Origin of the sequence: Novosphingobium pokkalii, from assembly GCF_014652855.1 — a bacterium.
Lineage (GTDB): Bacteria > Pseudomonadota > Alphaproteobacteria > Sphingomonadales > Sphingomonadaceae > Novosphingobium > Novosphingobium pokkalii.
Map to the genome: position 1 here is coordinate 141,793 of NZ_BMZP01000007.1, position 21,448 is coordinate 163,240.

Sequence of the window (21,448 nt, forward strand, 5' to 3'; positions counted from 1 at the left end):
CGCAACATCGTTGCGCGCGGCTTTCTCATGGCTGGAACGGCCCCGTTTTCCGGGATAAATTACGGGTTTCCCCTGCTTTTGCCTTTGACAGCAGTTTTTTTCTCGGCTCTTTTCCGCCGCACCCAAAATCGTGATTTTCCAACGCTTGCTATCCTGTAATTGGTAGGGGGTTCCGCACATGAACAAGAACGATCTGATCAGCGCTGTCGCCGACGTGAGCGGCCTGTCGAAGGGCGATGCCGTCAAGGCCGTGGAAGCCGTGTTCGAATCCATCACCGGCGCTCTGTCCAAGGGTGACGAAGTGCGCCTGGTCGGTTTTGGCACGTTCTCGGTGGCCAAGCGCAAGGCGTCGACCGGCCGCAACCCCCGCACGGGCGAACCGATGGCGATCAAGGCTTCGGCCCAGCCCAAGTTCAAGGCGGGCAAGGGCCTCAAGGACGCGGTGAACTGATCGCGCCAATTCCCGCAAGGCAAAAAGGGGCCGCGTCGCATGCCGACGCGGCCCCTTTTTTGTTGTGGAAAAAGAAATGCGTGCGGGCTGTCAGTCTTCCTCGGTCGCGCGCGTGGCGGCGGCATAGAGCGCAATGGCGGCCGCGTTGGAGACGTTGAGGCTTTCGATCGCCCCGCTGATCGGCAGCCGCGCGATGGAGTCGCAATGCTGCATCACGTTGTGGCGCATGCCTTCGCCTTCGGCGCCCAGCACCAGCGCCACCGGGCCGGCCGGCAGGGCATGGGGAAATTCGCTGGTGCCTTCGCCATCCAGGCCGATGCGCCAATAGCCGGCCTCGGAAATCGATTCGAGCGCGCGGGCCAGATTGACCACGCGCACCCACGGCACCACTTCCAATGCGCCCGATGCCGACTTGGCCAGCGTGCCCGATTCGGGCGGGGCATGGCGATCCTGGGTGATCAGCGCGGCCACATCGAACGCGGCGCAACTGCGCAGAATCGCGCCGACGTTGTGCGGGTCGGTCACCTGGTCGAGCAGCACCAGAGTGCGGCCTTCGGCTTCATCCAGCACGTCATCCAGCGCCACGTCATCCAGCGGCAGGCATTCCAGCACCAGGCCCTGGTGCGGCGCGTCGCGCGCCACCAGCCGGGCCAAGTCCACCGCCTGGGCATATTCCACCGGCAGGTCGCGCGGTAGTTCGGCGTCATGATCGTCCAGCATTTCCTGGATCGCTTCGCGTGTGCCCCACAGCTTCTTGGCCGTGCGGTTCGGGTTGGTCAGCGCCGCTTCCACCGCGTGGCGGCCCCACAGCCGCACCGTTCCGGTGCTGCCCCGGCCCGATCCGCGCCCACCCTGGTTGCGCCCGGCCCGGCCGCGCAACGCGCGCCCCTTCTTGCCACCATCGCGGCGGTTGTCTTGGTCATCATCGTGGCGGGGCATGGCGAACACCTGTGCATAAAAATCAAAAACTGCACTGCCCTTAGCCAGCCCCCCCATTGACAGGCAAGCGATGGTTCGCCAAAGGGCCTCTCACTCGGCCGGACGGACCGGATCGCTTCTCGCGAAACGGCCCATCAAACGCAGGAAAGCCTTGGAAAAGGCGCTCCTCGCACCGGCAAATCTGGTGTGGACAGGTGGCCGAGTGGTTAAAGGCAGCAGACTGTAAATCTGCCCGCGCAAGCGTACGCTAGTTCGAATCTAGCCCTGTCCACCACCAGTACTTCAGCCCGAGCCGGGGGCTGTTCTCCAACAAGCCATATAGCCATTCACGTCCTTTCCGGGCGCTGCGGCAGCGTTACGCGCGGATCGGGCGTGGCGCTGGGGACCAGGCCATAGTCATAGGTCTCGCTGGCCTTCCAGGTATGGCCGCAAACCAGATTGGTGCATTGATAATAGATCTCGCGGTGGGTGTCGGTCACCGGGCGGCTGGACCTGCGCTGGCCCGGCATGCGGCAGTGCGGGCAGCACAGCCGGCCGTGGCGCGCGGGCGGTGGGTTGGTGGGAAGGGACATCGTTCGACTCCGTGTATAGATATATCTATAATGCATTTTCCTATGCGACTGGCAATAGATATATCGATTGCATTTTATAGCTTTATCTATATTCTCGGGGCCCATGACACTGGGTGACCGCATTTCCGCGCGAATCGGCGCGCTGGGGCTTTCGCAGGCCGAACTGGCGCGGCGCGTCGGCATCTCGCAGCCGAGCGTGAACCATCTGATCCGCAAGGGCGCGCAAGGCTCGCGCCATATCCACGCGATTGCGCGCGCGCTGGAAACCAGCGTGGAATACCTTACCGGCGAGACCGACGATCCGGCGCTCGATGGCGAGCGCGCGCCCTCGGTGGCGGTTGTTGCCGGGGCGATGGGGCTGGTGCCGGTGCGCGAGGTCGACCTGGCGATCGGCTTGGGCGCGGCCTATCTCGATCAGCCGATTTCCGATGTGCAGCGCATGTTCCCGCGCGAATGGCTTGATCTCTACACTCGTGCCCCGGCCGAAAGCCTGATCATCGCGCGTGGATCGGGTGACAGCATGATCCCGACCATTCTCGACAACGACTTGCTGCTGATCGATACCACCCAGGCCGTGCCGCGCCTGGCGGACCAGGTCTGGGCCGTCAGCTATTGCGGCCTGGGCTGCGTCAAGCGACTGCGACCGAGCAAGGACGGCGGCTGGCTGTTGATGGCGGACAATCCCGCGATCAGCCCGATCACCGCCTATGACGACGAATTGCACGTGCTCGGCCGCGTCGTCGCCTATTTCCGCAAGATGTAGCGCAGCGCCACGCGCTCCAGCCGGCGCGGGCCGAGCAGGGCCAGTGCTGCCGTGAGGAGCGGAGCGGCGTCTTGCGGCAGCACGCCCAGGCGCATGCCGTACAGGGCAGCCGCCATATAGAGCGGGATGGCCAGGCTTTCGCGCCAGATCAGCCCGGCGCGGCTTGTGGGAAACAGTCGTGGTCCAAGGCGGACCAGCGCCGCGCAAGCGCTCGCGCTGAGGCAGATGATCGCATTGGTCCATAGGGCGGTGTTGAATAAGGGCATCGCAGGTCTCCATTGCTGATAGCCCGGTGTGCACTCGTCTGGCGGCCGGCGCGATGCCATCACGTTGTAGAACAAGGCTTTACAACGAGGTTGCGACATCTTGCGCCATGGCGTCCGTCGATTGGCGCAGGCCCGCGATCGAATGCCTGCATGCCACACGCTTGCCGCGCGCCGCGGCAACGCCTAGACCGCTGCCATGCCTGGTGACATTTTTGACAATCGCGGACGCGGCCATGCCGGTTGGTCCTGGCCCTCCATCCATCCCGAAGGACGCAAGTTCGGCGCCATAGCCGGTGCCATTGCCCTGGCGGCGGCCATATTCGGTGGCAGCATCGTGGCCTGGCCCTTTGTGTTCCTCACGCTGGGCGTGCTCGCGTTCTTCCGCGATCCGGTGCGCGTCACGCCGCGTGACGATCGCTTTGTCGTGGCGCCAGCCGACGGCCTGATCACGCTGATCCAGAAGGTGGCACCGCCGCGTGAACTTTCTGCCGATGATGGCAGCGGCCTGACCGCGATGGACCCGACCCCGGTCACGCGCGTGTCGATCTTCATGTCGGTGTTCGACGTGCACGTGAACCGCTCCCCGATTGGTGGCACGATCCGGCGCGTGGTCTATATCCCGGGCAAGTTCCTCAATGCCGATCTCGACAAGGCGAGCGAGGAAAACGAGCGGCAGCACTTCCTGGTTGAGCGCAGCGACGGCGTGAAGATCGGCTTCACCCAGATCGCCGGCCTCGTGGCGCGGCGCATCGTGCCTTTCGTCAAGAGCGGAGACATTGTTGCGGTGGGCCAGCGCGTGGGCCTGATTCGCTTCGGCAGCCGCGTGGACGTCTATCTGCCGGTGGGCACCGAGCCCAAGGTGTTGATCGGCCAGCGTGTGGTGGCCGGGGAAACGATTCTGGCTGAAATCGGTGATGCGCCGTTGATCGAGGGCATCAGCCAGTGACATCCATCGGGGATGAAGAAGCGTTTTCGGGCGAGGATTTCGGCCGGCACCGGCTGCCGCGTGGGTTGACCCTGCGCGCGCTGGTGCCCAACGCCATCACCTCTGCGGCGCTGTGCTGCGGGCTGACCGGTATTCGCTTTGCCATTGGCGGGGATTTTCGCGGCGCAGTGCTGGCGGTGATCCTTGCCGGCATGCTCGACGGCATCGATGGCCGGGTGGCGCGCCTGATGAAGGCGCAGTCGCGCTTTGGCGCGGAGCTGGACAGCTTGTCCGACGCCATCTCGTTCGGCGTGGCCCCGGCGCTCATCCTCTATCTTTGGTCGTTGCAGCAGATGCCGCGCTTCGGCTGGTTTGCCGCACTGGCCTTGGCGGTGTGTTGCGCGCTGCGCCTCGCGCGTTTCAACGCGCGGATCGACATGGAAGAGCAGCCGCACAAGTCGGCTGGCTTCCTCACCGGGGTTCCGGCGCCGGCCGGGGCAGGGCTGTCGTTCCTGCCGCTCTATCTGTGGATTGCCAGCGGGCGTGACGAACTGCGCCATCCCGTCTTCGTCGCCGCCTGGGCCGCGCTGATCGCGTTCATGATGATCTCGAACATGGCCACGCCGGGCTGGTCCTCGTTCCGTCCGCGAAAGACCATTCGTCTCGAACTGATTGCGCTGACCGGACTGGTCTTCGCCGCCTTGCTGACCGAACCCTGGCTGACGCTGGTGGGCATCTGTGCGCTCTATCTGGCGCTCATTCCGGTCGGTGTCGTGCGCTACGCCCGCCTCAAGCGGCAGCGCGGCGCGCTTTCGTAACAGTCACCGCAGGGGAAGCCACCGGACGGGGGGCGGCGCGACGCACGGTGCGCGGTACCGGCAGCATGGCCGGGGCGATATCGACCATCGGCGCCTCGATCAGGCGAGCGAGGAAGACACGATCGCGGTCCAGCGCGTCTGCCTGCTCCAGTGCGCGCGCATCGGCGAGCACCTGGCGGATGGCGCCGAGCTGGCCACGCCAGGTAGCCGCGACGGCAACCAGGGCTGCAACGCCGGCGCCGGCAATGACGAGCGAAGCGAGAGTGGCGAGCATGGCGATGCCTTTCCGAAGACAAGAGGGCTGGTGGCCAAACCGGGCGACCTGTGCCCAAGGCTTGACAGCAAGCGCTTGTGTTGTGGATAACTCGATCATTCCTGAACGGTTCCTGTTTGAACCGTTGACGTCCTGAATGTTCCACTTTTGTTCCAGCGCGTCAACTGGAATTTCAAGCGCTTTGGTGCGGTCACTAAGTGCTTGTGCTTATATCGAAAATCGATGGAACTCCGCGGGCCGTCCGCGCGCCTGGTGATCGAATCGGTCGCGATCAGGCGTTTCGGGGCTGCGTCGGGCGGCTTTTGAGTCTGGGTCCGAAAGTTATCCACGCGAATCACCACTAGGGGTGTTTCCGGTGGCGTTGCGGTTTCCCCCGCGCTATGGGCGCCGCAGCCCAGCGGTGATTCGCGGCAGTTCCGCCGCCATCATGACAGCAGGGCCAGTCCACATGGGGCGCGCACATACCGGTGCCAGCAGCGGGTTTCTCCGCGCGGTTCCAGCGCTCCAGAGGTGAAACCGGAAGGAAATGACTATGGCGGCTCCCGTCGTCACCATGCAGCAATTGATCGAGGCCGGCGCCCACTTCGGCCACCAGACCCACCGCTGGAACCCGCGGATGAAGCCGTACATCTTCGGCGCCCGCAACGGCATCCACATCCTCGACCTGTCGCAGACCGTTCCGCTGATGTCGCGCGCGCTCGAATTCATTGCCGCCACGGTCCAGGCCGGTGGCAAGGTGCTGTTCGTGGGCACCAAGCGCCAGGCGCAGGAACCGATCGCCCAGGCCGCTCGCGCCGCTGGCCAGCACTATGTCAACCACCGCTGGCTGGGCGGCATGCTCACCAACTGGAAGACCATCTCGGGCTCGATCAAGCGCTTCAAGGCGCTGGAAGAACAGCTTTCGGGTGACACCACCGGTCTCACCAAGAAGGAAGTGCTCCAGCTCACCCGCGAGCGCGACAAGTTCGAACTCTCGCTCGGCGGCATCCGCGACATGGGCGGCATTCCCGACGTGATGTTCGTGATCGACGCCAACAAGGAAGAGCTGGCGATCAAGGAAGCCAACGTCCTGGGTATCCCGGTCGTCGCCATCCTCGACTCGAACGTGTCGCCCGAAGGCATCGCGTTCCCGATCCCGGCCAACGACGACGCCAGCCGCGCCATCCGTCTCTACTGCGAAGCCGTGGCCGCTGCGGCCACCAAGGGCGGCCGTGACGCTGCCTATGCTTCGGGCGTGGACCTGGGCGCGATGGACGAACCGGTTGCCGAAGAAGCCATCGAAGGCTGATCGGTTTCCGGCATGACGGCGGCGGCGCTCATCCGGGCGCCGTCACCGAATTGTCCCGTTTCATGAAGTAGGGCCGCGGCGCGTGTTGCTGCGGCCGCACCGTTTCAGACATAAGGACCAACGCGATGGCTTACACCGCCGCTGACGTGAAGAACCTGCGCGAGCGCACTGGCGCCGGCATGATGGATTGCAAGAAGGCGCTCGACGAAGCCGCCGGCGATTTCGAAGCCGCCGTTGACGCGCTGCGCGCCAAGGGCCTGGCCGCTGCCGCCAAGAAGTCGAGCCGCACCGCCGCCGAAGGTCTGGTGGGCGTGGCCGTTTCGGGCACCAAGGGCGTGGCCGTCGAAGTCAACTCGGAAACCGACTTCGTCGCCAAGAACGACCAGTTCCAGGACTTCGTGCGCAAGGCGACCGAAGTGGCCCTGGAAACCGGCGCTGCCGACGTGGAATCGCTCAAGGGCGCTGCCTACCCCGACGGTGGCACCGTAGCCGACAAGCTGACCAACAACGTCGCCACCATCGGTGAAAACCAGCAGCTTCGCCGCATCAAGCACGTCGCCGTGTCGAACGGCATCGTCGTGCCCTACATGCACAACGCCGCTGCCACCAACCTCGGCAAGATCGGCGTGCTCGTCGCGCTCGAATCCGAAGCCGGCGCCGACGTGCTGGAGCCGCTGGGCAAGCAGATCGCCATGCACATCGCCGCGGCTTTCCCGCTGGCGCTGAACGCTGACGACCTCGATCCCGAGCTGATCGCCCGCGAACGCAAGATCGCCGCCGAAAAGGCCGCCGAAAGCGGCAAGCCCGCCGAAGTGCAGGCCAAGATGGTCGATGGCGCCGTGGCCAAGTATGCCAAGGAAAACGCCCTGCTGTCGCAGTTGTTCGTGATGGACAACAAGACCCCGATCTCGCAGGTCGTGGAAGCCGCCGGCAAGGCCGCTGGCACCAAGATCGCCCTCGTTGACTACGTCCGCTTCCAGCTTGGCGAAGGCATCGAGAAGGAAGAGACCGACTTCGCTGCCGAAGTGGCGGCTGCTGCCGGCCTCAAGTAAGCTTCGCTTGCTGTGCGTCCCCGCGCGGCGGGGGCCGGCCTTGCCATCGGGCAAGGCGCAGGCCCCTGTTGCAGCGGGGACGTTTGCGTTTGCGAAAACCGCACCCGCGCCCTTGGCACGGCCGGTGCGCTGCGTATAAGGGCGCGAACCGAGGGTGGTGGGGGCCACAGGTCGTGCCAGCCGCCATCCCACCCGACCCCCTAGTTGCGAGATCCGGACGCCCCATGACCAGCCCTGCAAAGTTCAAGCGCATCCTGCTCAAGCTTTCGGGCGAAGTGCTGATGGGCAACCAGCAGTTCGGCATCGACACCGATTTCGTCGCCGCTCTGGCCGCCGAAGTGAAGGCGGCAAAGGAAACCGGCCTGGAAATCTGCCTGGTGATCGGCGGGGGCAACATCTTTCGCGGCATGGCCGGCGCGGCCAAGGGCATGGACCGTGCCCAGGCCGATTACATGGGCATGCTCGCCACGGTGATGAACGCGCTGGCGATGCAGTCCGCGCTGGAAAAGCTCGGCGTCGATACCCGCGTGCAGTCGGCCGTGCAGATGGACCAGGTGTGCGAGCCGGTGATCCGCCGCCGCGCCGAGCGTCACCTGGCCAAGGGCCGCGTGGTGATCTTCGCTGCCGGCGTCGGCGCGCCCTATTTCACCACCGATTCCGGCGCGGCCCTGCGCGCGGCGGAAATGCAGTGCGACGCGCTGTTCAAGGGCACCAGCGTCGATGGCGTCTATAACGCCGATCCCAAGAAGGATCCGGCGGCCAAGCGCTTCGATACCATCGACTATGACACCGTCCTGGCCCACAACCTCCAGGTGATGGACGCCTCGGCCGTGGCGCTGTGCCGCGACAACAACATTCCCATCGTCGTGTTCTCGATCCGCGAGCAGGGCAATCTTGCCCGCGTGCTGGCCGGAGAGGGCACGCAGACCATCGTTCGGAAGGAAGCCTGATCCATGGCAAAGTATGACAAGGCGGACCTTGAGCGCCGCATGAAAGGCGCCGTCGAATCGCTCAAGGGCGATCTTGCCGGCCTGCGCACCGGCCGCGCCAACACCGCGCTGCTCGATCCCATCACGGTCGAAGTCTATGGCAGCCACATGCCGCTTAACCAGCTCGCCACCGTCTCGGCGCCCGAACCGCGCCTGCTCTCGGTGCAGGTGTGGGACAAGTCCAACGTCGGCCCGGTGGAAAAGGCGATCCGTTCGGCCGGCCTGGGCCTCAACCCGATCAACGACGGCAACAACCTGCGCCTGCCGATCCCCGATCTGACCGAGGAACGCCGCAAGGAACTGGCCAAGCTCGCCAGCAAGTATGCCGAAGGCGCGCGCGTCGCCGTGCGCAACGTGCGCCGCGATGGCATGGAAGCCTTGAAGGCCGACGAGGCCAAGAAGGAAATCTCGGAAGACGAGCGCAAGCGCCTGGAAACCGAAGTCCAGAAGCTGACCGACGACACCATCAAGGCCGTCGACGAAGCCGCTGCCCATAAGGAAAAGGAAATCCTGGGCAAGTGAGCGCCGCGCCGGTTCCCGTGCCGCAGGTGCGCGATGGGGGCGATGGCGCCCCCCTGGCCCGCCACGTTGCCATCATCATGGATGGCAACGGGCGCTGGGCCAAGAAGCGCTTCATGCCCCGTGCCTTTGGTCACAAGCGCGGCGTCGAAGCCGTGCGCGCGGCCGTCCGCGCCGCCGGAGACCTGGGGCTGGAGGCGCTGACGCTCTATGCGTTCAGTTCCGAGAACTGGAAGCGCCCGGCCGACGAGATTTCCGACCTCATGGGCCTGCTGCGCACGTTCATCCGCAGCGACATCGACGAGATCGACCGCAACGGCGTGCGCCTCAAGATCATTGGCGAATATCGCGCGCTGGCGCCCGATCTGGTTCAACTGATCGACGATGCCGTGGCGCGCACGGCCGGCAACACCCGGCTGACTCTGGCGATCGCCCTCAACTATGGCTCGCAGCAGGAAATCGCCCGTGCGGCGGCCCGCGCGGCGGCCAAGGGCGAAATCACTCCCGAAACCATCGCGGCCGAGCTGGACACGGCAGACCTGCCGCCGCTCGACCTGCTGATCCGCACCTCTGGCGAAGTGCGCCTGTCGAACTTCCTGCTGTGGCAGGCGGCCTATGCCGAGATGGTGTTCACCCCGGTGCTGTGGCCCGATTTCACCCCCGATCACCTGCGCCAGGCGCTGGACCAGTTTGCCGAGCGGGAGCGGCGCTTTGGCGGACGCTGAGCCTTCGGAGGCCACGAGCACCGCACCGGCCAAGCGCTCCGACTTGCCGGTCCGCGCAGCGTCGGCTGTGGTCATGCTCGCTGTTGCGGGCCTGGCGGTGTGGCGCGGCGGTGTGGCGCTCGATGCGTTCATCGCGCTGGTCGGCCTCGTCGTGTTCGGCGAATATGTCCGCCTGGTGGCGCGCATCGCGCCCGATCCGGCGCGGATGGGCGCGGCGGTGATCACCGGGGCAATCTACATCGGCTGGGGTGCGCTGGCGCTGATCGTGATGCCCACGCCCTTGCTGGTGGCGGTGATGGGGCTGGTCATCTGCACCGATACCGGCGCCTATTTCACCGGCCGCGCGCTCGGCGGCCCCAAGATCGCGCCGCGCATCAGCCCATCCAAGACCTGGTCGGGCCTGGCGGGCGGCATGGCGGCGGCCGGGCTGTGGACCGGGTTGTTCACGCTGGGTGGCGCCTGGATGATCAGCGGGCTCGGCCCCACCGGCCCGAGCCTTGCCGAAGCGCTGCACATCGCCAACCTCGGCGTTGCCGTGCTGGCCGGGGCGGTTCTCGCCGTGGCGGCGCAGGCCGGCGATTTCTACGAATCCTGGCTCAAGCGGCGGGCCGGCGTAAAGGATTCCTCGCGCCTCATTCCCGGCCACGGCGGCTTTTTCGATCGGGTTGACGGGCTGCTGCCGGTGGCGATCATCGTCGGCACGGCCTGGGCGCTGGGCGCGCCGGCATGAATTCGATCTTCGACATGAGCAACGGCATGAGCGTGCAGCGATCCATCACCGTTTTGGGGGCAACCGGCTCGATCGGGGCTTCCACGCTCGATCTGGTCCGGCGCAATCCCGGCGCGTTCCGCGTCGAGGCGCTGACGGCCCATGCGCAGGTGGCTGAACTCGCGGCGCTGGCGCGGGAATTTTCCGCGCGCCTGGCCGTCGTGGCCGATCCGGCGCGACTGGCTGACTTGCGCGCGGCGCTGGCCGGCTCCGGCGTGGAAGCGGCAGCCGGCCCCGAGGCCCTGGTCGAAGCCGCCGCGCGCGGCGCCGACATCACTGTGGCTGCGATCGTCGGCTGCGCAGGGCTGGCCCCGACCATGGCCGCGATCGAATGCGGCAAGATCGTTGCGCTCGCCAACAAGGAAGCGCTGGTTTCGGCGGGCGAGGTGATGACTGCTGCCGTCGCGCGCAGCGGCGCGACGCTGCTGCCGGTCGATTCGGAGCACAACGCCATCTTCCAGTGCCTGGCCGGCAACGCGCCCGAGCATGTGCGGATGATCACGCTGACCGCCAGCGGCGGCCCGTTCCGCGATTGGACCGCCGATCGCCTGGTTCACGCCACCCCGGCCGAGGCGGTCAAGCATCCCAACTGGTCGATGGGCGCCAAGATCAGCGTCGATTCGGCCACGATGATGAACAAGGGGCTGGAGTTCATCGAGGCCTACCACTTGTTCCCGGTGGGCGTGGAGCGGCTGCGTATCCTGGTCCACCCGCAGTCGATCGTCCATTCGATGGTCGAATATCGCGATGGCTCCACCCTGGCCCAGCTCGGCCCGTCCGACATGCGCGTGCCGATTGCCTCGTGCCTTGCCTGGCCGGCGCGGATGGACACGCCGTGCGCGCCGCTCGACCTGGCCGAGATTGGCGAGCTCACGTTCCGCCGCCCCGATGAATCGCGCTTTCCCGCCACGCGCCTGGCGCGTGAGGCGGTCCTGGCCGGTGGCGCCGCGCCGGCTGTGCTCAACGCCGCGAACGAAATTGCGGTGGCCGCGTTCCTGGCCGGTAAGATCGGGTTCACCCGGATCGTGGCATGCGTGGAAGCCGTGCTGGATCGGGGCCTGCCGCCGCCGCCCGCGTGCCTCGCGGATGTGATTGCGGTTGACCACGAAGCCCGCTTGCGCACACATGCGTGCATGGAGCCCGTTCGTTGATGCAGACCCCCGGCGTATTGATCAGTTTCCTGGGCTTCGTGCTCGTGCTGGGGCCGCTGGTCTTCCTCCACGAGCTGGGGCACTACCTCGTCGGCCGCTGGTGCGGGGTCAAGGCCGATGTCTTCTCGATCGGCTTCGGCCGGGAACTGGTCGGCTGGACGGACAAGCGCGGCACCCGCTGGAAGCTCTCGCTGCTGCCCCTGGGCGGCTATGTCCAGTTCGCCGGCGACATGAGCCCGACCAGCAAGCCCTCCGCCGAATGGCTCGCCCTGCCGGCGGCCGAGCGCAACCGCACGTTCCAGGCGAAGGCTTTGTGGCAGCGCGCGCTGATCGTGCTGGCCGGGCCGGTCACCAATCTGCTCGTCGCGCTGGTGATCCTGTCCGGCTTTACCATGGCCTATGGCAAGCTGGTGGTGCCGCCTGTGGTTGGCGTGGTCCAGCCCGGCTCGGTGGCGGAAAAGGCCGGCATCCGCGTGGGCGATCGCATCGTGGCGCTGCGCGGTGGTGCGGTGGATACGTTCCTCGACGTCAAGCGGCTGGTGGCCGAGCATCCCGGCGAACCGCTGGGCCTGGTGGTGGAACGCGACGGCAAGCGCCAGGCGCTGCCGGTTGTCGCGGCGCTCCGCAGCGACGCTGATCGCTTTGGCAATGTTCAGAAAATCGGCTTCATCGGCATCGGCCCGGCCAGTGTGCAACTGGTGCGCGTCGGTCCGCTCCAGGCCGTGGGCGAGGGCGCCCGGCAGATGCGCGACATCGTCGACACGATGGTCACCGGTGTGGTCCAGATCGTCACCGGCCGGCGCGAAGTGAAGGAACTGGGCGGCCCGATCAAGATCGCCAAGTTCTCGGGCGAGCAGCTCGTCTCGGGTTGGCAGCCGTTCGTGTTCTTTGTTGCGCTGATTTCGATTAATCTGGGATTCATCAATCTCTTGCCAATTCCTGTGCTCGACGGTGGGCATCTGGCCTTCTACGCGGCAGAGGCGGTGCGCCGCCGGCCGGTCAGTGCGCGTGGCCAGGAATGGGCTTTTCGCACCGGGCTGGCGCTGGTGGTGGCGCTGATGCTGATCGTCACGGTCAACGATGTCGCCTCGCTCGACCTGTTCGGTGCGCATGGCCTGTTTGGAGCAAAGGTTTTCGGCGGCTGATCCGTTGGATCAGGGCCGCAAGCGCACACGATGATGGGCCAGGGGCCGGGCAGGGGGCCTGGCATGGCCGGTGGCGCATTATTTTCCACAATCTGCGGGGCGAATGCGGTGCCTTGCACCATGCTTGCTTGATTGGCACAGCGGCATCGGGCACAGGGCTGCGGTGCCGGAATCCGGCAACCGCCGATCGTGGCGGAACATTACGAATTCAGACGGGATGGCGCTTGGTGATGAATGAACGGTACGCGAGCCTGACCGCCCCCACCGCTGGGCGGGCATCGAGCCCGGCGGCGGCGCGGGTTTCGACTCTCGCGGTGGCGCTGCTCGCCTCGACCACGCTGGCCAATCCGGCATTGGCGCAGGCCGTAGCCAAGGCCAAGCCGGCCGATGCTGCTCCGGCCACGGCGCCCGCGCCGGCAGCCCCGGCCCAGCCGGTCGAACTGGTCCGCTCGATCACCATCGATGGCGCGCAGCGCCTGGAGCCGGACACGATTCGCTCCTACATCCGCCTGCGCGAAGGCGATCGCTATACCCAGGCCGCGGCCGACCAGGTGCTCAAGGACCTGTTCGCCACCGAACTGTTCGCGGATGTCCAGGTGCGCAACAACGCCGGCGCGGTGACCATCCAGGTCAAGGAAAACCCGGTCGTCAACCGCATCATCCTGGAAGGCAACAAGCGCCTCAAGGAAGACAAGATCCTGCCCGAGATCAAGCTCGCGGCGCGCCAGATCTTCACCCGTTCCAAAGTGCGCGCCGACGTCTCGCGCATCATCGAGCTGTACAAGCGCCAGGGCCGATTCGCCGCCTCGGTCGAGCCCAAGATGGTCATGCTCGACCAGAACCGCGTCGATATCGTGTTCGAGATCAGCGAAGGGCCCAAGTCCAAGGTTCGCCAGATCAACATCATCGGCAACCAGCAGTTTTCCGATACCGAACTGCGCAGCGAGATGGTGACCAAGCAATCGCGCGCGTTCCGCCTGTTCTCGTCGGGCACCAGCTACGATCCCGATCGCCTCGCGTTCGACCAGCAGAAGCTGCGCCAGTTCTACCTGACCAAGGGCTATGCCGATTTCCGCGTGGTTTCGGCCGTGGCCGAACTGACGCCGGACAAGAAGGACTTCATCATCACGTACGTGGTGGAGGAAGGGAAGCGCTACAAGTTCGGCGACGTGAAGGTCGATAGCCAGTTGCGCGAGATCGACGGCGACAGCCTCGTCAAGAAGCTGCCGATGAAGCCGGGCGACTGGTACAACGCCAAGCTGGTGGAAGACACTGTCGACAGCCTGAGCGAAACCGCCGGCAGCCTGGGCTACGCCTTTGCCAACGTGCAGCCCGATTTCGCGCGGAACAAGGATGACCTCACCATGGGCATCAACTTCCGCATCGCGGAAGCGCCGCGCGTCTATGTCGAGCGGGTCGATGTCAATGGCAACACGCTGACGCAGGACAAGGTAATCCGTCGCGAATTCCGCCTTGCCGAAGGCGATGCGTTCAATTCCTACCAGATCAAGCGCTCGTCCAACCGCATCAAGTCGCTGGGCTATTTCCAGGAAAAGTTCGAGGTCGAGCAGAAGCCGGGCACCACGCCCGATCGCATCGCGCTCGAAGCCAACGTGGAGGAAAAGCCCACCGGGCAGCTCCAGCTCTCGGCCGGCTTCTCCAGCCTCGAAAGCTTCATCTTCCAGGCCTCGATCCAGCAGAACAACTTCCGCGGCCGCGGCCAGACGATCGGTCTCTCGGTCGACTATTCGTACTATTCGCGCAGCGTGCAGGTGAGCTTTACCGAGCCCTATCTGTTCGATCGCAACATCTCGATGGGCGTGGACGTCTATCGCCGCGATTACAACAGCTTCAACTACCTCAATTCCAACCGCAACACGACCTACAAGCAGACCACCACCGGCTTCCAGGTGCGCGCCGGCGTGCCGCTGACCGAGTACATGTCGCTGATCGGTCGCTACACGTTCAACGTCGACGACGTGACGCTGGACGAGGCCACCTATTATCTCAACGGCGTTTGCAGCCCGCTGCTTGCCGGCCGCTACCTGTGCGATGCCATCGGCCATCGCACCAGCTCGATCTTCGGCACCTCGATCGTCTATGACACGCTCGACAACCGCATGCGCCCGACCAAGGGCACCTCGTGGCTGCTCAGCGGCGACATCGCGGGCCTGGGCGGTTCGGTGAAGTATGCCCGCATCACCGCCAATGCGGCGCATTACTGGCCGCTGGGCAAGGGCTTCGTGTTCAGCCTGCGCGGCGAGGGCGGCGCGATTCACGCGCTGGCCAGCCGCTCCACCGATCCGACCATCGACGACGTGCGTCTGACCGACCGCTTCTTCCTGGGCCAGCCCCAGATGCGCGGCTTCGACATTCGCGGGGTGGGCCCGCGCGTGCTGCGCAAGTACTACTCGCGCAATTCGGACGGCACGTTCGGCGCGATCACCACCGACCGCAACTCGTGGGCCGACGACGCGCTGGGCGGCAAGTACTACTACATCGGCCACGCCGAGCTGGAGATCCCGCTGGGCGCCGGCGCCCGCGAAATGGGCCTGCGTCCCTCGATCTTCATGGACGCGGGCGCGGTGTGGGGCGTGACCAAGCCCGCCACCAGCACCGGCGTCGTGCTCTATACCGATGCGCTGACCGGCAAGATCACCACGGCCGCCAATGCGTCCGACGGTACGGCCAACAGCACCTACCAGAAGTACGACGAAGTCTACGTCGGCAATTCGCCGCAGCCGCGCGTCTCGATCGGCATCGGCGTCAACTGGAACTCGCCGTTCGGCCCGTTCCGCATCGACTTCGCCAAGGTCTTGAAGAAGGTCGACGGCGACGACACCCAGCCCATCACTTTCAACGTGGGAACCCAGTTCTGATGAAACTCCGCTTTGCCTCGGCCCTGATCGCGGGCCTGATGATCTCGGCTGCCCCCGCAGCCATGGCTGCCGCTCCCGCAGCGCCGGCCGCTTCTTCCGGACCGGTTGCCAATGGCATCGCCTTTGCCAACCCGCAGGCGATCGTCGGCTCGTCGTCGGCCTACCAGACCGCGATGCAGCAGCGCCCGGTGACCTACAAGGCCCAGATCGACCAGGCCAAGACCCGCAGCGACCAGATCAACGCCCAGCTCAAGCCGCTGGCCGACAAGTTTCAGGCCGACCAGAAGAACCCCAAGGCCGATCGCGCCGCGCTGGAAGCCGAACTGGGCCAGATCCAGCAGATCCAGGAAGACGGCAAGCGCGAAATCCAGCAGATCCTCGCGCCGCTCAACCTGGCCGAGCAGTATGTGATCGAGCAGATCTCGGACAAGCTGGACGATGCAACGCAGCGCGCCATGACCAAGCGTGGTGCCAAGATCCTGCTCGACAGCCAGGCCGTGGTGAAGGCGGACCCCTCGTCCGATATCAGCCGCGATATCCTGACCGAACTCAACGCCCTGATCCCCACCGCGCAGCTCGTGCCGCCGGCTGGCTGGATGCCGCGCGCGCAGCGTGAAGCTGCCGCCCAGCAGGCGCAGCAGCAGCAGGCAGCGCCGGCCGCTTCGGGCGCCAAGGCGCCGGAAGGCCGCTGAGCCAAGGCACCGGGGGCAAGATGACTCAGGACGTCCAGGCCGAAACGGCCACGCCGCTGTCGTTCGACGTGACCAAGGTGATGGCGGCGCTGCCGCATCGCTATCCCTTGTTGCTGGTCGATCGTGTCGCCTCGCTCGTGGTGGGTGAACGCATCCACGCGATCAAGGCGGTGACCATGAACGAACAGTTCTTCCAGGGTCACTTCCCCGGCCGCCCGATCATGCCCGGCGTGCTCCAGATCGAGGCGCTGGCCCAGGCGGCCGGCGTCCTCGCGGTGGAATCGCTCGGCCTCGCGGGCTCTGGCAAGCTGGTCTATTTCATGGCCATCGAAGACGCCAAGTTCCGCACCCCGGTGGAGCCGGGCTGCCTGCTCGATCTTCACGTGGAAATCACGCAGATGCGTTCGCGCGTCTGCAAGTTCGCAGGCAAGGCCATGCTGGGCGACAAGATCGCCACGGAATGCAGCTTCACCGCGATGATCGCCGATAGCTGACGCTTTTATTCGGCGTTTGCACGCCGAAGTGCGGCGCCGGCCCTCTCCCCCACCCGGCCTCCCATAAGATACCTCTGTAGGAAGACCGGGCGACGGAGAGGGCCGGCGCCGCACCAAGCTCAATACGCAGACTCGACAAGCGGCGCCCTTTCGATTAGGGGCGCCGCTTTCGAGATTACATCACCCGTTTCCCAGCCGCCGGTCGGAACCGGCGGCCCATCGGAGCAGTCCCATGAAGGCCAACATCCACCCCGACTACCACTTCATCAAGGTGCAGATGACCGACGGCACCGTGTTCGAAACCCGCTCCACCTGGGGCAAGGAAGGCGACACGCTGGCGCTCGACATCGATCCCACCTCGCACCCGGCCTGGACCGGTGGCAACCAGCGTCTGCTGGACCAGGGTGGCCGCGTGGCCCAGTTCAACAAGCGTTTCGGCGGCCTCACCCTCAAGAAGGGTTGAGCGTCCGTGCCGTGCGGGTGAGGCCTTTGGGCTTGGCCCCGGCGCAGGAAAGGGCGGCTTCGGCCGCCCTTTTTCGTATCTGGCCGGTCCGATGCGCCCCCACGTGGCACTCCTGTGAAATCTGCCGTCATGCGCGCTTGCCATGGCCCGCCCGCGCCATAAAGGTAACGCGATGCAGCCAACCTCTTCCCATCCCGCTTCCGCAACGCCCGGTTCGTCGACACCCGGCACTTCAGGCACGTCGCTCGATCGCCTGCTGGGGTATCAGTTGCGCCGCGCCTCGGCAGTGATGATGGCCGATCTCGCGCGCGAACTGGCCGACCTGGAAATGCGCCCGGCGGAAGTCACCGCGCTGCTGGTGATCGCCGAAACGCCGGGCTGTTCGCAGACCGAAGTGGGGCAGGTGTTGGGGATCAAGCGCGCCAACATGGTGCCGATCGTATCCCGCCTGATGGATCGCGGCCTGATCGATCGCGAGCGTGCCGATGGCCGCAGCCACGCCTTGCGCGTGACCGAGACCGGCGCAGAAGTGGTGGCCGACGCGCTTGCCCGGATCGAGCGGCACGAAGCGCGTTTCTCCAGCCTGTTCGACACGGCCACGCTCGATGCGCTGCACGCCGCCTTGCCCCTGATTCGCGGCCAGCGCGACGATAGCGACGGCTGAACGGCGCGGCGCCGGCAGCAGGATCACTCGAAAGCGGAGCGGCTTGGCTCCGAACCGGCCCCGGCCGTGCTTGCTCGCGCGGCCCATGCGGCGCAATCGCTGGCAGCATGAACCCTCCGCGCGCGCCGCTGGCCGAGGCCGGCTTTTCCCTGGTGGAACTGATCGTCGCGCTGGCGATCGCCGCGCTGGCCGCCACGGCCGTGGTGCTCGCGCTGCCCGGCCGCGCCGCGACGCCCGCGCAAGAGGCACAGCGCCTGGCCGCCCGCCTGGCCGCTGCGCGCGATCTCGCGGTGATCGGCGGGCATCCGGTTGCGGTCACGATCGATCCGTCCGGTTATGCCTTTGCCGTGCGCCGCGATGGCCAGTGGACGGTGCCAGCCGATCCGCGCCTGCATCGGCGTGTCTGGCCTGTCGGGCTGGCCGTGACCGGAGCGGCCACGGCGCGGCGCGCGGTCTTCGATGCGATGGGCCTGCCTAACGCGCCTTTCGCCGTGCGCCTGCGCGCCGATGGCGCCACGGTGCAAGTGTTGGTCGCTGGCGACGGCGCGGTCACCCTGGGCGGCGCGGCTCCGCCATGACCCATCCCGCATCACGCTCTCGTCGATCGGTCGAAGCCGGTTTCACCCTGCTCGAAGTGCTGGTGGCGCTGGCGATTTTTGCCCTGGCGGCCCTGGCCCTGTTGCGCCTCCAGGCCACCAGCCTGGCCAGCAGCGGCGCGCTTGACCGCCGCCTGGTGCGCGCGGTGGAGGCAGACAATCGCGCCGTCGAATGGCGCACCGATCCCGCGCCGCCGGTTGCCGGCGTGGCGGGTGGTGTCGTGGTCAATGGCGGCCGGCGTCTCGCCTGGCAGCGGGTGGTGCGGCGCGATGGGCCAGTCTGGGTGGCGCAGATCACCGTGCGCGCACTCGATGCGCCGCAAGAGGCCAGCGTCGCGCGCGTGGTCCGGGCCGCGCCATGACCGGCACACGGTTCCCGTCGGAGCGCGGCTTCACCCTGGTGGAAATGCTGGTGGCCCTTGCCATCTTCGCGCTGATCGCGGGCGCGGCGCTCGGCCTGTTGCGCGGCGCGGTCACCAGCGAGGCTGCCCTGCGCCGCCATGATGCCACCGCCGGCCAGGTGCGGCGCATGCTCGCGCTGTGGCAGGCAGACCTCAGTCAGGCCGAGCCCCGCCTCGGGTTTGCCGCCAATGGCGGGGAGGGCGCTCCGCTCGTGGCGCTGGTGCGCGATGGCTGGGCCAACCCGGACGGCGCGCCGCGCCCGCCGCTCCAGCGTCTGGACTATCGCTGGACCGGGCAGGCCCTCGTGCGGCGTAGCGCTTCGCACTTGGACGGGGCAGCGCCCGATACCACGCTCGTCGTCCTGCCGCTCTCGACCGTTCCACGCCTGCGCCTGCGCGATGCCGCCGGGCAATGGCACGATGGGCCTTGGCAGGGGGAGGGCCTGCCCGTTGCCGCCGAACTGGTCTTGCAGCCCGCCGGCTTTGCCGGCCCCTTGCGCGTGGTCACCCCGGTGGGGCAGCCGTGACTCCCGTGCCGGCAGGCCATGAACGGGGCGCGGCCCTGCTCGGCGTACTGTTGCTGGTGGCGATCATGGCCGTGCTGGCCAGCCTGATGCTCGATCGGCTGGGCCTGGCGGCTCGCCTTGCCGGCAATCTCGAAGCGCAGGCCGCCGCCCGCCGCGCCCTTGCGGAAGGGGAAGTGCGGCTGCTGGCCGCCATGCGCGATCCGGCCCATCGGCAGGGTGGCGGTGCCTGGCCGGTGCCGCGCGGGCGCATTGCCTGGACGGTGGCGCCCGGCGGCAACTGCTTCAACGTCAACGCACTGGTCGAAGCCATGCCCGATGGGGTGCTGCGGCCACGCCCGGCGGGCCAACTGGAACTGCGCACGTTGATGGTCACGTTGGGGCTGGCGCCGGGCGAGGCGGGGCCACTCGCAGCAGCCATGACCGACTGGATCGATACCGACGGCCTGGCTTTGCCCGATGGCGCGGAAGACACCGCCTATGCAGGTGGACCGCATCCCTATCGCACCGCAGGGCGCCCGCTGGTCACGGTGGGGGAACTGCGCGCCGTGCGCGGCATGACCCCGGCGCTCTATGCCCGGCTTGCGCCATGGCTTTGCGCGCTGCCCGAAGTGGGCACCTCGCCGGTCGCGCTGGCCAGCCTGGTGCCGGGGCAGGGCCGGCTGCTGACGATGTTCGCCCCCGATGCCCTGCCGGTTGCCTGTGCCGAGCAGGTCATCGCCCAGGCGCCGCCGGGCGGCTATGCCGAATTGCCTGCGGCCTTGGGTGCCGAACTCGGGTTGGGCATGGGCGAAATCACGCGCTCCGATCGCTGGCTGCGCGCCCGGTTGGAGGCGACCATCGATTCGCAGGCGTGGCAGGAAGAGCTGTTGATCGACGCCAGCCAACCGCGCCCGGCGATCGTGGCGCGCCATTGGGGTGATCCGGCCGATCGCTGAAAAAGTTATCCCCGGATGCAAGTTTTCGCTTTTCAAGGCGGCGGGATTGTTGCAAGGGCGGCCACCCGAACGGAGCATGCAGCGCAGGCCCCGGACGGAACGCGGAACAACGCCCCAGGGCGCCGCCGTGGCGATCGTAGCTCAGTTGGTTAGAGCGCCGGTTTGTGGTACCGGAGGTCGAGGGTTCGAACCCCTTCGATCGCCCCATTTTCTGCCCTGGGACGCACCACTTCGCAGCGTTCGGGCCTTTCATGCCCTCTTCCCGTATGCTCCGCGCCAGCGATCCGGCGCCGGCATTCTCCCAAAGGCCAGCGGGATAAATCCGCTGTTTCGCTTGCCCTTGATCTGGCGCAATGGCACAGCATGAGGGCCGCGCCATGGCGTGGTGGAGAAGGATCCCAAGTTCAAAAACATGCACGGTTTTGCCAACCCCGCTCGCTTCCTGCGGCTTGCCCGCTGGCTCATGCCACTGTTGCTCGGGGTAGGGCTGGTGCTGGCCTTTGGCGCGCTGGCCTGGGGCCTGCTGATGGTGCCGCCCGACCGGCTGATGGGGCAGACCGTGCGCATCCTGTTCATCCACGTGCCCTGTGCCTGGCTGGGCATGGCCGGCTGGAGCACGATTGCCGTGTCGAGCCTGGTCGAACTGGTCTGGCGCCATCCGCTGGCGGCGATCGCGGCGCGGGCGGCAGCGGTGCCGGGGGCGGTGTTTACCGCGCTCTGCCTGATCACCGGATCGATCTGGGCGCGCCCCACCTGGGGCACCTGGTGGGTGTGGGATGGTCGGCTGACCAGCTACCTGATCCTGCTGTTCCTCTATTTCGGCTATATCGCGCTCGCTGGCGCGGCGCAGCGCGATGCCGCTGCCGGCGGTGGGGCCAGCCGCGTCACGGCGGTGTTCGGCATGGTCGGCGCGATCAACATCCCGATCATCAACCGCTCGGTGGTGTGGTGGAACAGCCTGCACCAGCCCGCCTCGATCACGCTGGGCAAGTCCTCGATCGATCCCACGTTCCTGTGGCCCCTGCTGATCGGCGCGCTGGGCTTTTCCTGCATCTTTGGCGGCGTGGTGCTGGCGCGCATGCGCACGCTGCTGGCCGATATCCAGGCCGAGGCGCGCCTGCGCCGCAAGGCCATGGCCTGACCCGGCCGCT

At 66.7% G+C, this 21,448-nt stretch carries 26 protein-coding genes and 2 tRNA genes; 24 read left to right on the plus strand and 4 right to left on the minus strand.

The annotated features are described in order from the left end of the window. Positions 1 to 178 precede the first annotated feature (178 nt). Entirely contained in the window at positions 179 to 451 is a 273-nt protein-coding gene (locus IE191_RS09485) for an HU family DNA-binding protein (protein WP_191324124.1), read from the plus strand. Positions 452 to 541: 90 nt separating this feature from the next. On the opposite strand, the gene rlmB is transcribed toward IE191_RS09485, so the two are convergent. Beyond that, entirely contained in the window at positions 542 to 1,390 is an 849-nt protein-coding gene (gene rlmB / locus IE191_RS09490) for a 23S rRNA (guanosine(2251)-2'-O)-methyltransferase RlmB (RefSeq protein WP_191324125.1), read from the minus strand. 188 nt (positions 1,391 to 1,578) lie between these two features. Here rlmB and IE191_RS09495 point away from each other — a divergent pair. Continuing rightward, positions 1,579 to 1,664 (plus strand) — tRNA-Tyr (locus IE191_RS09495). Positions 1,665 to 1,716: 52 nt separating this feature from the next. Here IE191_RS09495 and IE191_RS09500 read toward each other — a convergent pair. Then, positions 1,717 to 1,962 carry an Ogr/Delta-like zinc finger protein gene (locus IE191_RS09500; protein ID WP_229815220.1) on the minus strand — a complete coding sequence of 82 codons (246 nt, stop codon included), beginning with the start codon at positions 1,960 to 1,962 and terminating at the stop codon, positions 1,717 to 1,719. A gap of 103 nt (positions 1,963 to 2,065) precedes the next feature. On the opposite strand from IE191_RS09500, the gene IE191_RS09505 reads away from it, so the two are divergent. Further along, on the plus strand, positions 2,066 to 2,725 hold the full coding sequence (locus tag IE191_RS09505) for an XRE family transcriptional regulator (RefSeq protein WP_191324126.1): 660 nt from the start codon (positions 2,066 to 2,068) through the stop codon (positions 2,723 to 2,725). Here IE191_RS09505 and IE191_RS09510 read toward each other — a convergent pair. Then, entirely contained in the window at positions 2,707 to 3,066 is a 360-nt protein-coding gene (locus IE191_RS09510; RefSeq protein ID WP_229815221.1) for a hypothetical protein, read from the minus strand. The genes IE191_RS09505 and IE191_RS09510 overlap by 19 nt on opposite strands. 121 nt (positions 3,067 to 3,187) lie before the next feature. Between IE191_RS09510 and IE191_RS09515 the strand changes: the two genes are divergently transcribed. Together IE191_RS09515 and IE191_RS09520 are read left to right on the plus strand one after the other, a co-directional pair. Beyond that, the gene (locus IE191_RS09515; RefSeq protein WP_191324128.1) at positions 3,188 to 3,937 is read left to right on the plus strand and encodes a phosphatidylserine decarboxylase; all 750 of its coding nucleotides are present in this window, start codon (positions 3,188 to 3,190) and stop codon (positions 3,935 to 3,937) included. Positions 3,938 to 3,942: 5 nt separating this feature from the next. Then, positions 3,943 to 4,734 carry a CDP-alcohol phosphatidyltransferase family protein gene (locus IE191_RS09520; protein WP_191324233.1) on the plus strand — a complete coding sequence of 264 codons (792 nt, stop codon included), beginning with the start codon at positions 3,943 to 3,945 and terminating at the stop codon, positions 4,732 to 4,734. Here IE191_RS09520 and IE191_RS09525 read toward each other — a convergent pair. Further along, positions 4,706 to 5,008 carry a hypothetical protein gene (locus IE191_RS09525; protein ID WP_191324129.1) on the minus strand — a complete coding sequence of 101 codons (303 nt, stop codon included), beginning with the start codon at positions 5,006 to 5,008 and terminating at the stop codon, positions 4,706 to 4,708. The genes IE191_RS09520 and IE191_RS09525 overlap by 29 nt on opposite strands. 532 nt (positions 5,009 to 5,540) lie before the next feature. Here IE191_RS09525 and rpsB point away from each other — a divergent pair. From rpsB to ccmC, 19 genes are all read left to right on the plus strand, one after another. Further along, positions 5,541 to 6,296, plus strand: a complete 756-nt coding sequence (gene rpsB, locus IE191_RS09530) for a 30S ribosomal protein S2 (protein ID WP_191324130.1) — start codon at positions 5,541 to 5,543, stop codon at positions 6,294 to 6,296. A gap of 125 nt (positions 6,297 to 6,421) precedes the next feature. Continuing rightward, complete coding sequence (tsf, locus tag IE191_RS09535; RefSeq protein WP_191324131.1) at positions 6,422 to 7,348, plus strand: translation elongation factor Ts; 927 nt, start codon at positions 6,422 to 6,424, stop codon at positions 7,346 to 7,348. Between the two features lie 224 nt (positions 7,349 to 7,572). Beyond that, positions 7,573 to 8,298: a UMP kinase gene (gene pyrH, locus IE191_RS09540; protein ID WP_191324132.1), complete on the plus strand. Its 726-nt coding sequence runs from the start codon at positions 7,573 to 7,575 to the stop codon at positions 8,296 to 8,298. 3 nt (positions 8,299 to 8,301) lie between these two features. After that, a complete protein-coding gene (frr, locus tag IE191_RS09545) occupies positions 8,302 to 8,859 on the plus strand; it encodes a ribosome recycling factor (protein WP_191324133.1) in 558 nt (185 codons plus the stop codon). A 77-nt stretch (positions 8,860 to 8,936) separates the two neighbouring features. Continuing rightward, positions 8,937 to 9,581, plus strand: coding sequence for a polyprenyl diphosphate synthase (uppS, locus tag IE191_RS09550; RefSeq protein WP_229815232.1), 645 nt, complete (start codon positions 8,937 to 8,939; stop codon positions 9,579 to 9,581). Between the two features lie 73 nt (positions 9,582 to 9,654). After that, the gene (locus IE191_RS09555) at positions 9,655 to 10,311 is read left to right on the plus strand and encodes a phosphatidate cytidylyltransferase (RefSeq protein ID WP_229815222.1); all 657 of its coding nucleotides are present in this window, start codon (positions 9,655 to 9,657) and stop codon (positions 10,309 to 10,311) included. Continuing rightward, entirely contained in the window at positions 10,308 to 11,501 is a 1,194-nt protein-coding gene (locus IE191_RS09560; protein WP_229815223.1) for a 1-deoxy-D-xylulose-5-phosphate reductoisomerase, read from the plus strand. Before IE191_RS09555 ends, IE191_RS09560 begins: the two co-directional genes overlap by 4 nt. After that, positions 11,498 to 12,646 carry an RIP metalloprotease RseP gene (rseP, locus tag IE191_RS09565; RefSeq protein ID WP_191324136.1) on the plus strand — a complete coding sequence of 383 codons (1,149 nt, stop codon included), beginning with the start codon at positions 11,498 to 11,500 and terminating at the stop codon, positions 12,644 to 12,646. The genes IE191_RS09560 and rseP overlap by 4 nt, the downstream gene beginning before the upstream one ends. 230 nt (positions 12,647 to 12,876) lie before the next feature. Continuing rightward, on the plus strand, positions 12,877 to 15,525 hold the full coding sequence (gene bamA, locus IE191_RS09570) for an outer membrane protein assembly factor BamA (RefSeq protein WP_191324137.1): 2,649 nt from the start codon (positions 12,877 to 12,879) through the stop codon (positions 15,523 to 15,525). After that, positions 15,525 to 16,217 (plus strand): OmpH family outer membrane protein, encoded by a 693-nt coding sequence (locus IE191_RS09575; protein WP_191324138.1) that lies wholly within the window; start codon positions 15,525 to 15,527, stop codon positions 16,215 to 16,217. The genes bamA and IE191_RS09575 overlap by 1 nt, the downstream gene beginning before the upstream one ends. 20 nt (positions 16,218 to 16,237) lie before the next feature. Continuing rightward, a complete protein-coding gene (gene fabZ, locus IE191_RS09580) occupies positions 16,238 to 16,711 on the plus strand; it encodes a 3-hydroxyacyl-ACP dehydratase FabZ (RefSeq protein ID WP_191324139.1) in 474 nt (157 codons plus the stop codon). Between the two features lie 232 nt (positions 16,712 to 16,943). After that, positions 16,944 to 17,174 carry a 50S ribosomal protein L31 gene (gene rpmE, locus IE191_RS09585; RefSeq protein WP_191324140.1) on the plus strand — a complete coding sequence of 77 codons (231 nt, stop codon included), beginning with the start codon at positions 16,944 to 16,946 and terminating at the stop codon, positions 17,172 to 17,174. A 172-nt stretch (positions 17,175 to 17,346) separates the two neighbouring features. Next, positions 17,347 to 17,838 carry a MarR family winged helix-turn-helix transcriptional regulator gene (locus IE191_RS09590; protein WP_191324141.1) on the plus strand — a complete coding sequence of 164 codons (492 nt, stop codon included), beginning with the start codon at positions 17,347 to 17,349 and terminating at the stop codon, positions 17,836 to 17,838. 107 nt (positions 17,839 to 17,945) lie between these two features. Further along, on the plus strand, positions 17,946 to 18,416 hold the full coding sequence (locus IE191_RS09595) for a GspH/FimT family pseudopilin (protein WP_191324142.1): 471 nt from the start codon (positions 17,946 to 17,948) through the stop codon (positions 18,414 to 18,416). Continuing rightward, positions 18,413 to 18,796: a type II secretion system minor pseudopilin GspI gene (gene gspI / locus IE191_RS09600; RefSeq protein WP_191324143.1), complete on the plus strand. Its 384-nt coding sequence runs from the start codon at positions 18,413 to 18,415 to the stop codon at positions 18,794 to 18,796. Before IE191_RS09595 ends, gspI begins: the two co-directional genes overlap by 4 nt. After that, entirely contained in the window at positions 18,793 to 19,362 is a 570-nt protein-coding gene (gene gspJ / locus IE191_RS09605; RefSeq protein WP_191324144.1) for a type II secretion system minor pseudopilin GspJ, read from the plus strand. Before gspI ends, gspJ begins: the two co-directional genes overlap by 4 nt. Next, positions 19,359 to 20,297 (plus strand): type II secretion system minor pseudopilin GspK, encoded by a 939-nt coding sequence (gspK, locus tag IE191_RS09610; protein ID WP_229815224.1) that lies wholly within the window; start codon positions 19,359 to 19,361, stop codon positions 20,295 to 20,297. The genes gspJ and gspK overlap by 4 nt, the downstream gene beginning before the upstream one ends. Positions 20,298 to 20,427: 130 nt before the next feature. Continuing rightward, positions 20,428 to 20,504 (plus strand) — tRNA-His (locus IE191_RS09615). Positions 20,505 to 20,709: 205 nt separating this feature from the next. Then, a complete protein-coding gene (gene ccmC / locus IE191_RS09620; RefSeq protein ID WP_191324146.1) occupies positions 20,710 to 21,438 on the plus strand; it encodes a heme ABC transporter permease CcmC in 729 nt (242 codons plus the stop codon). The last annotated feature ends 10 nt before the right edge of the window (positions 21,439 to 21,448 follow it).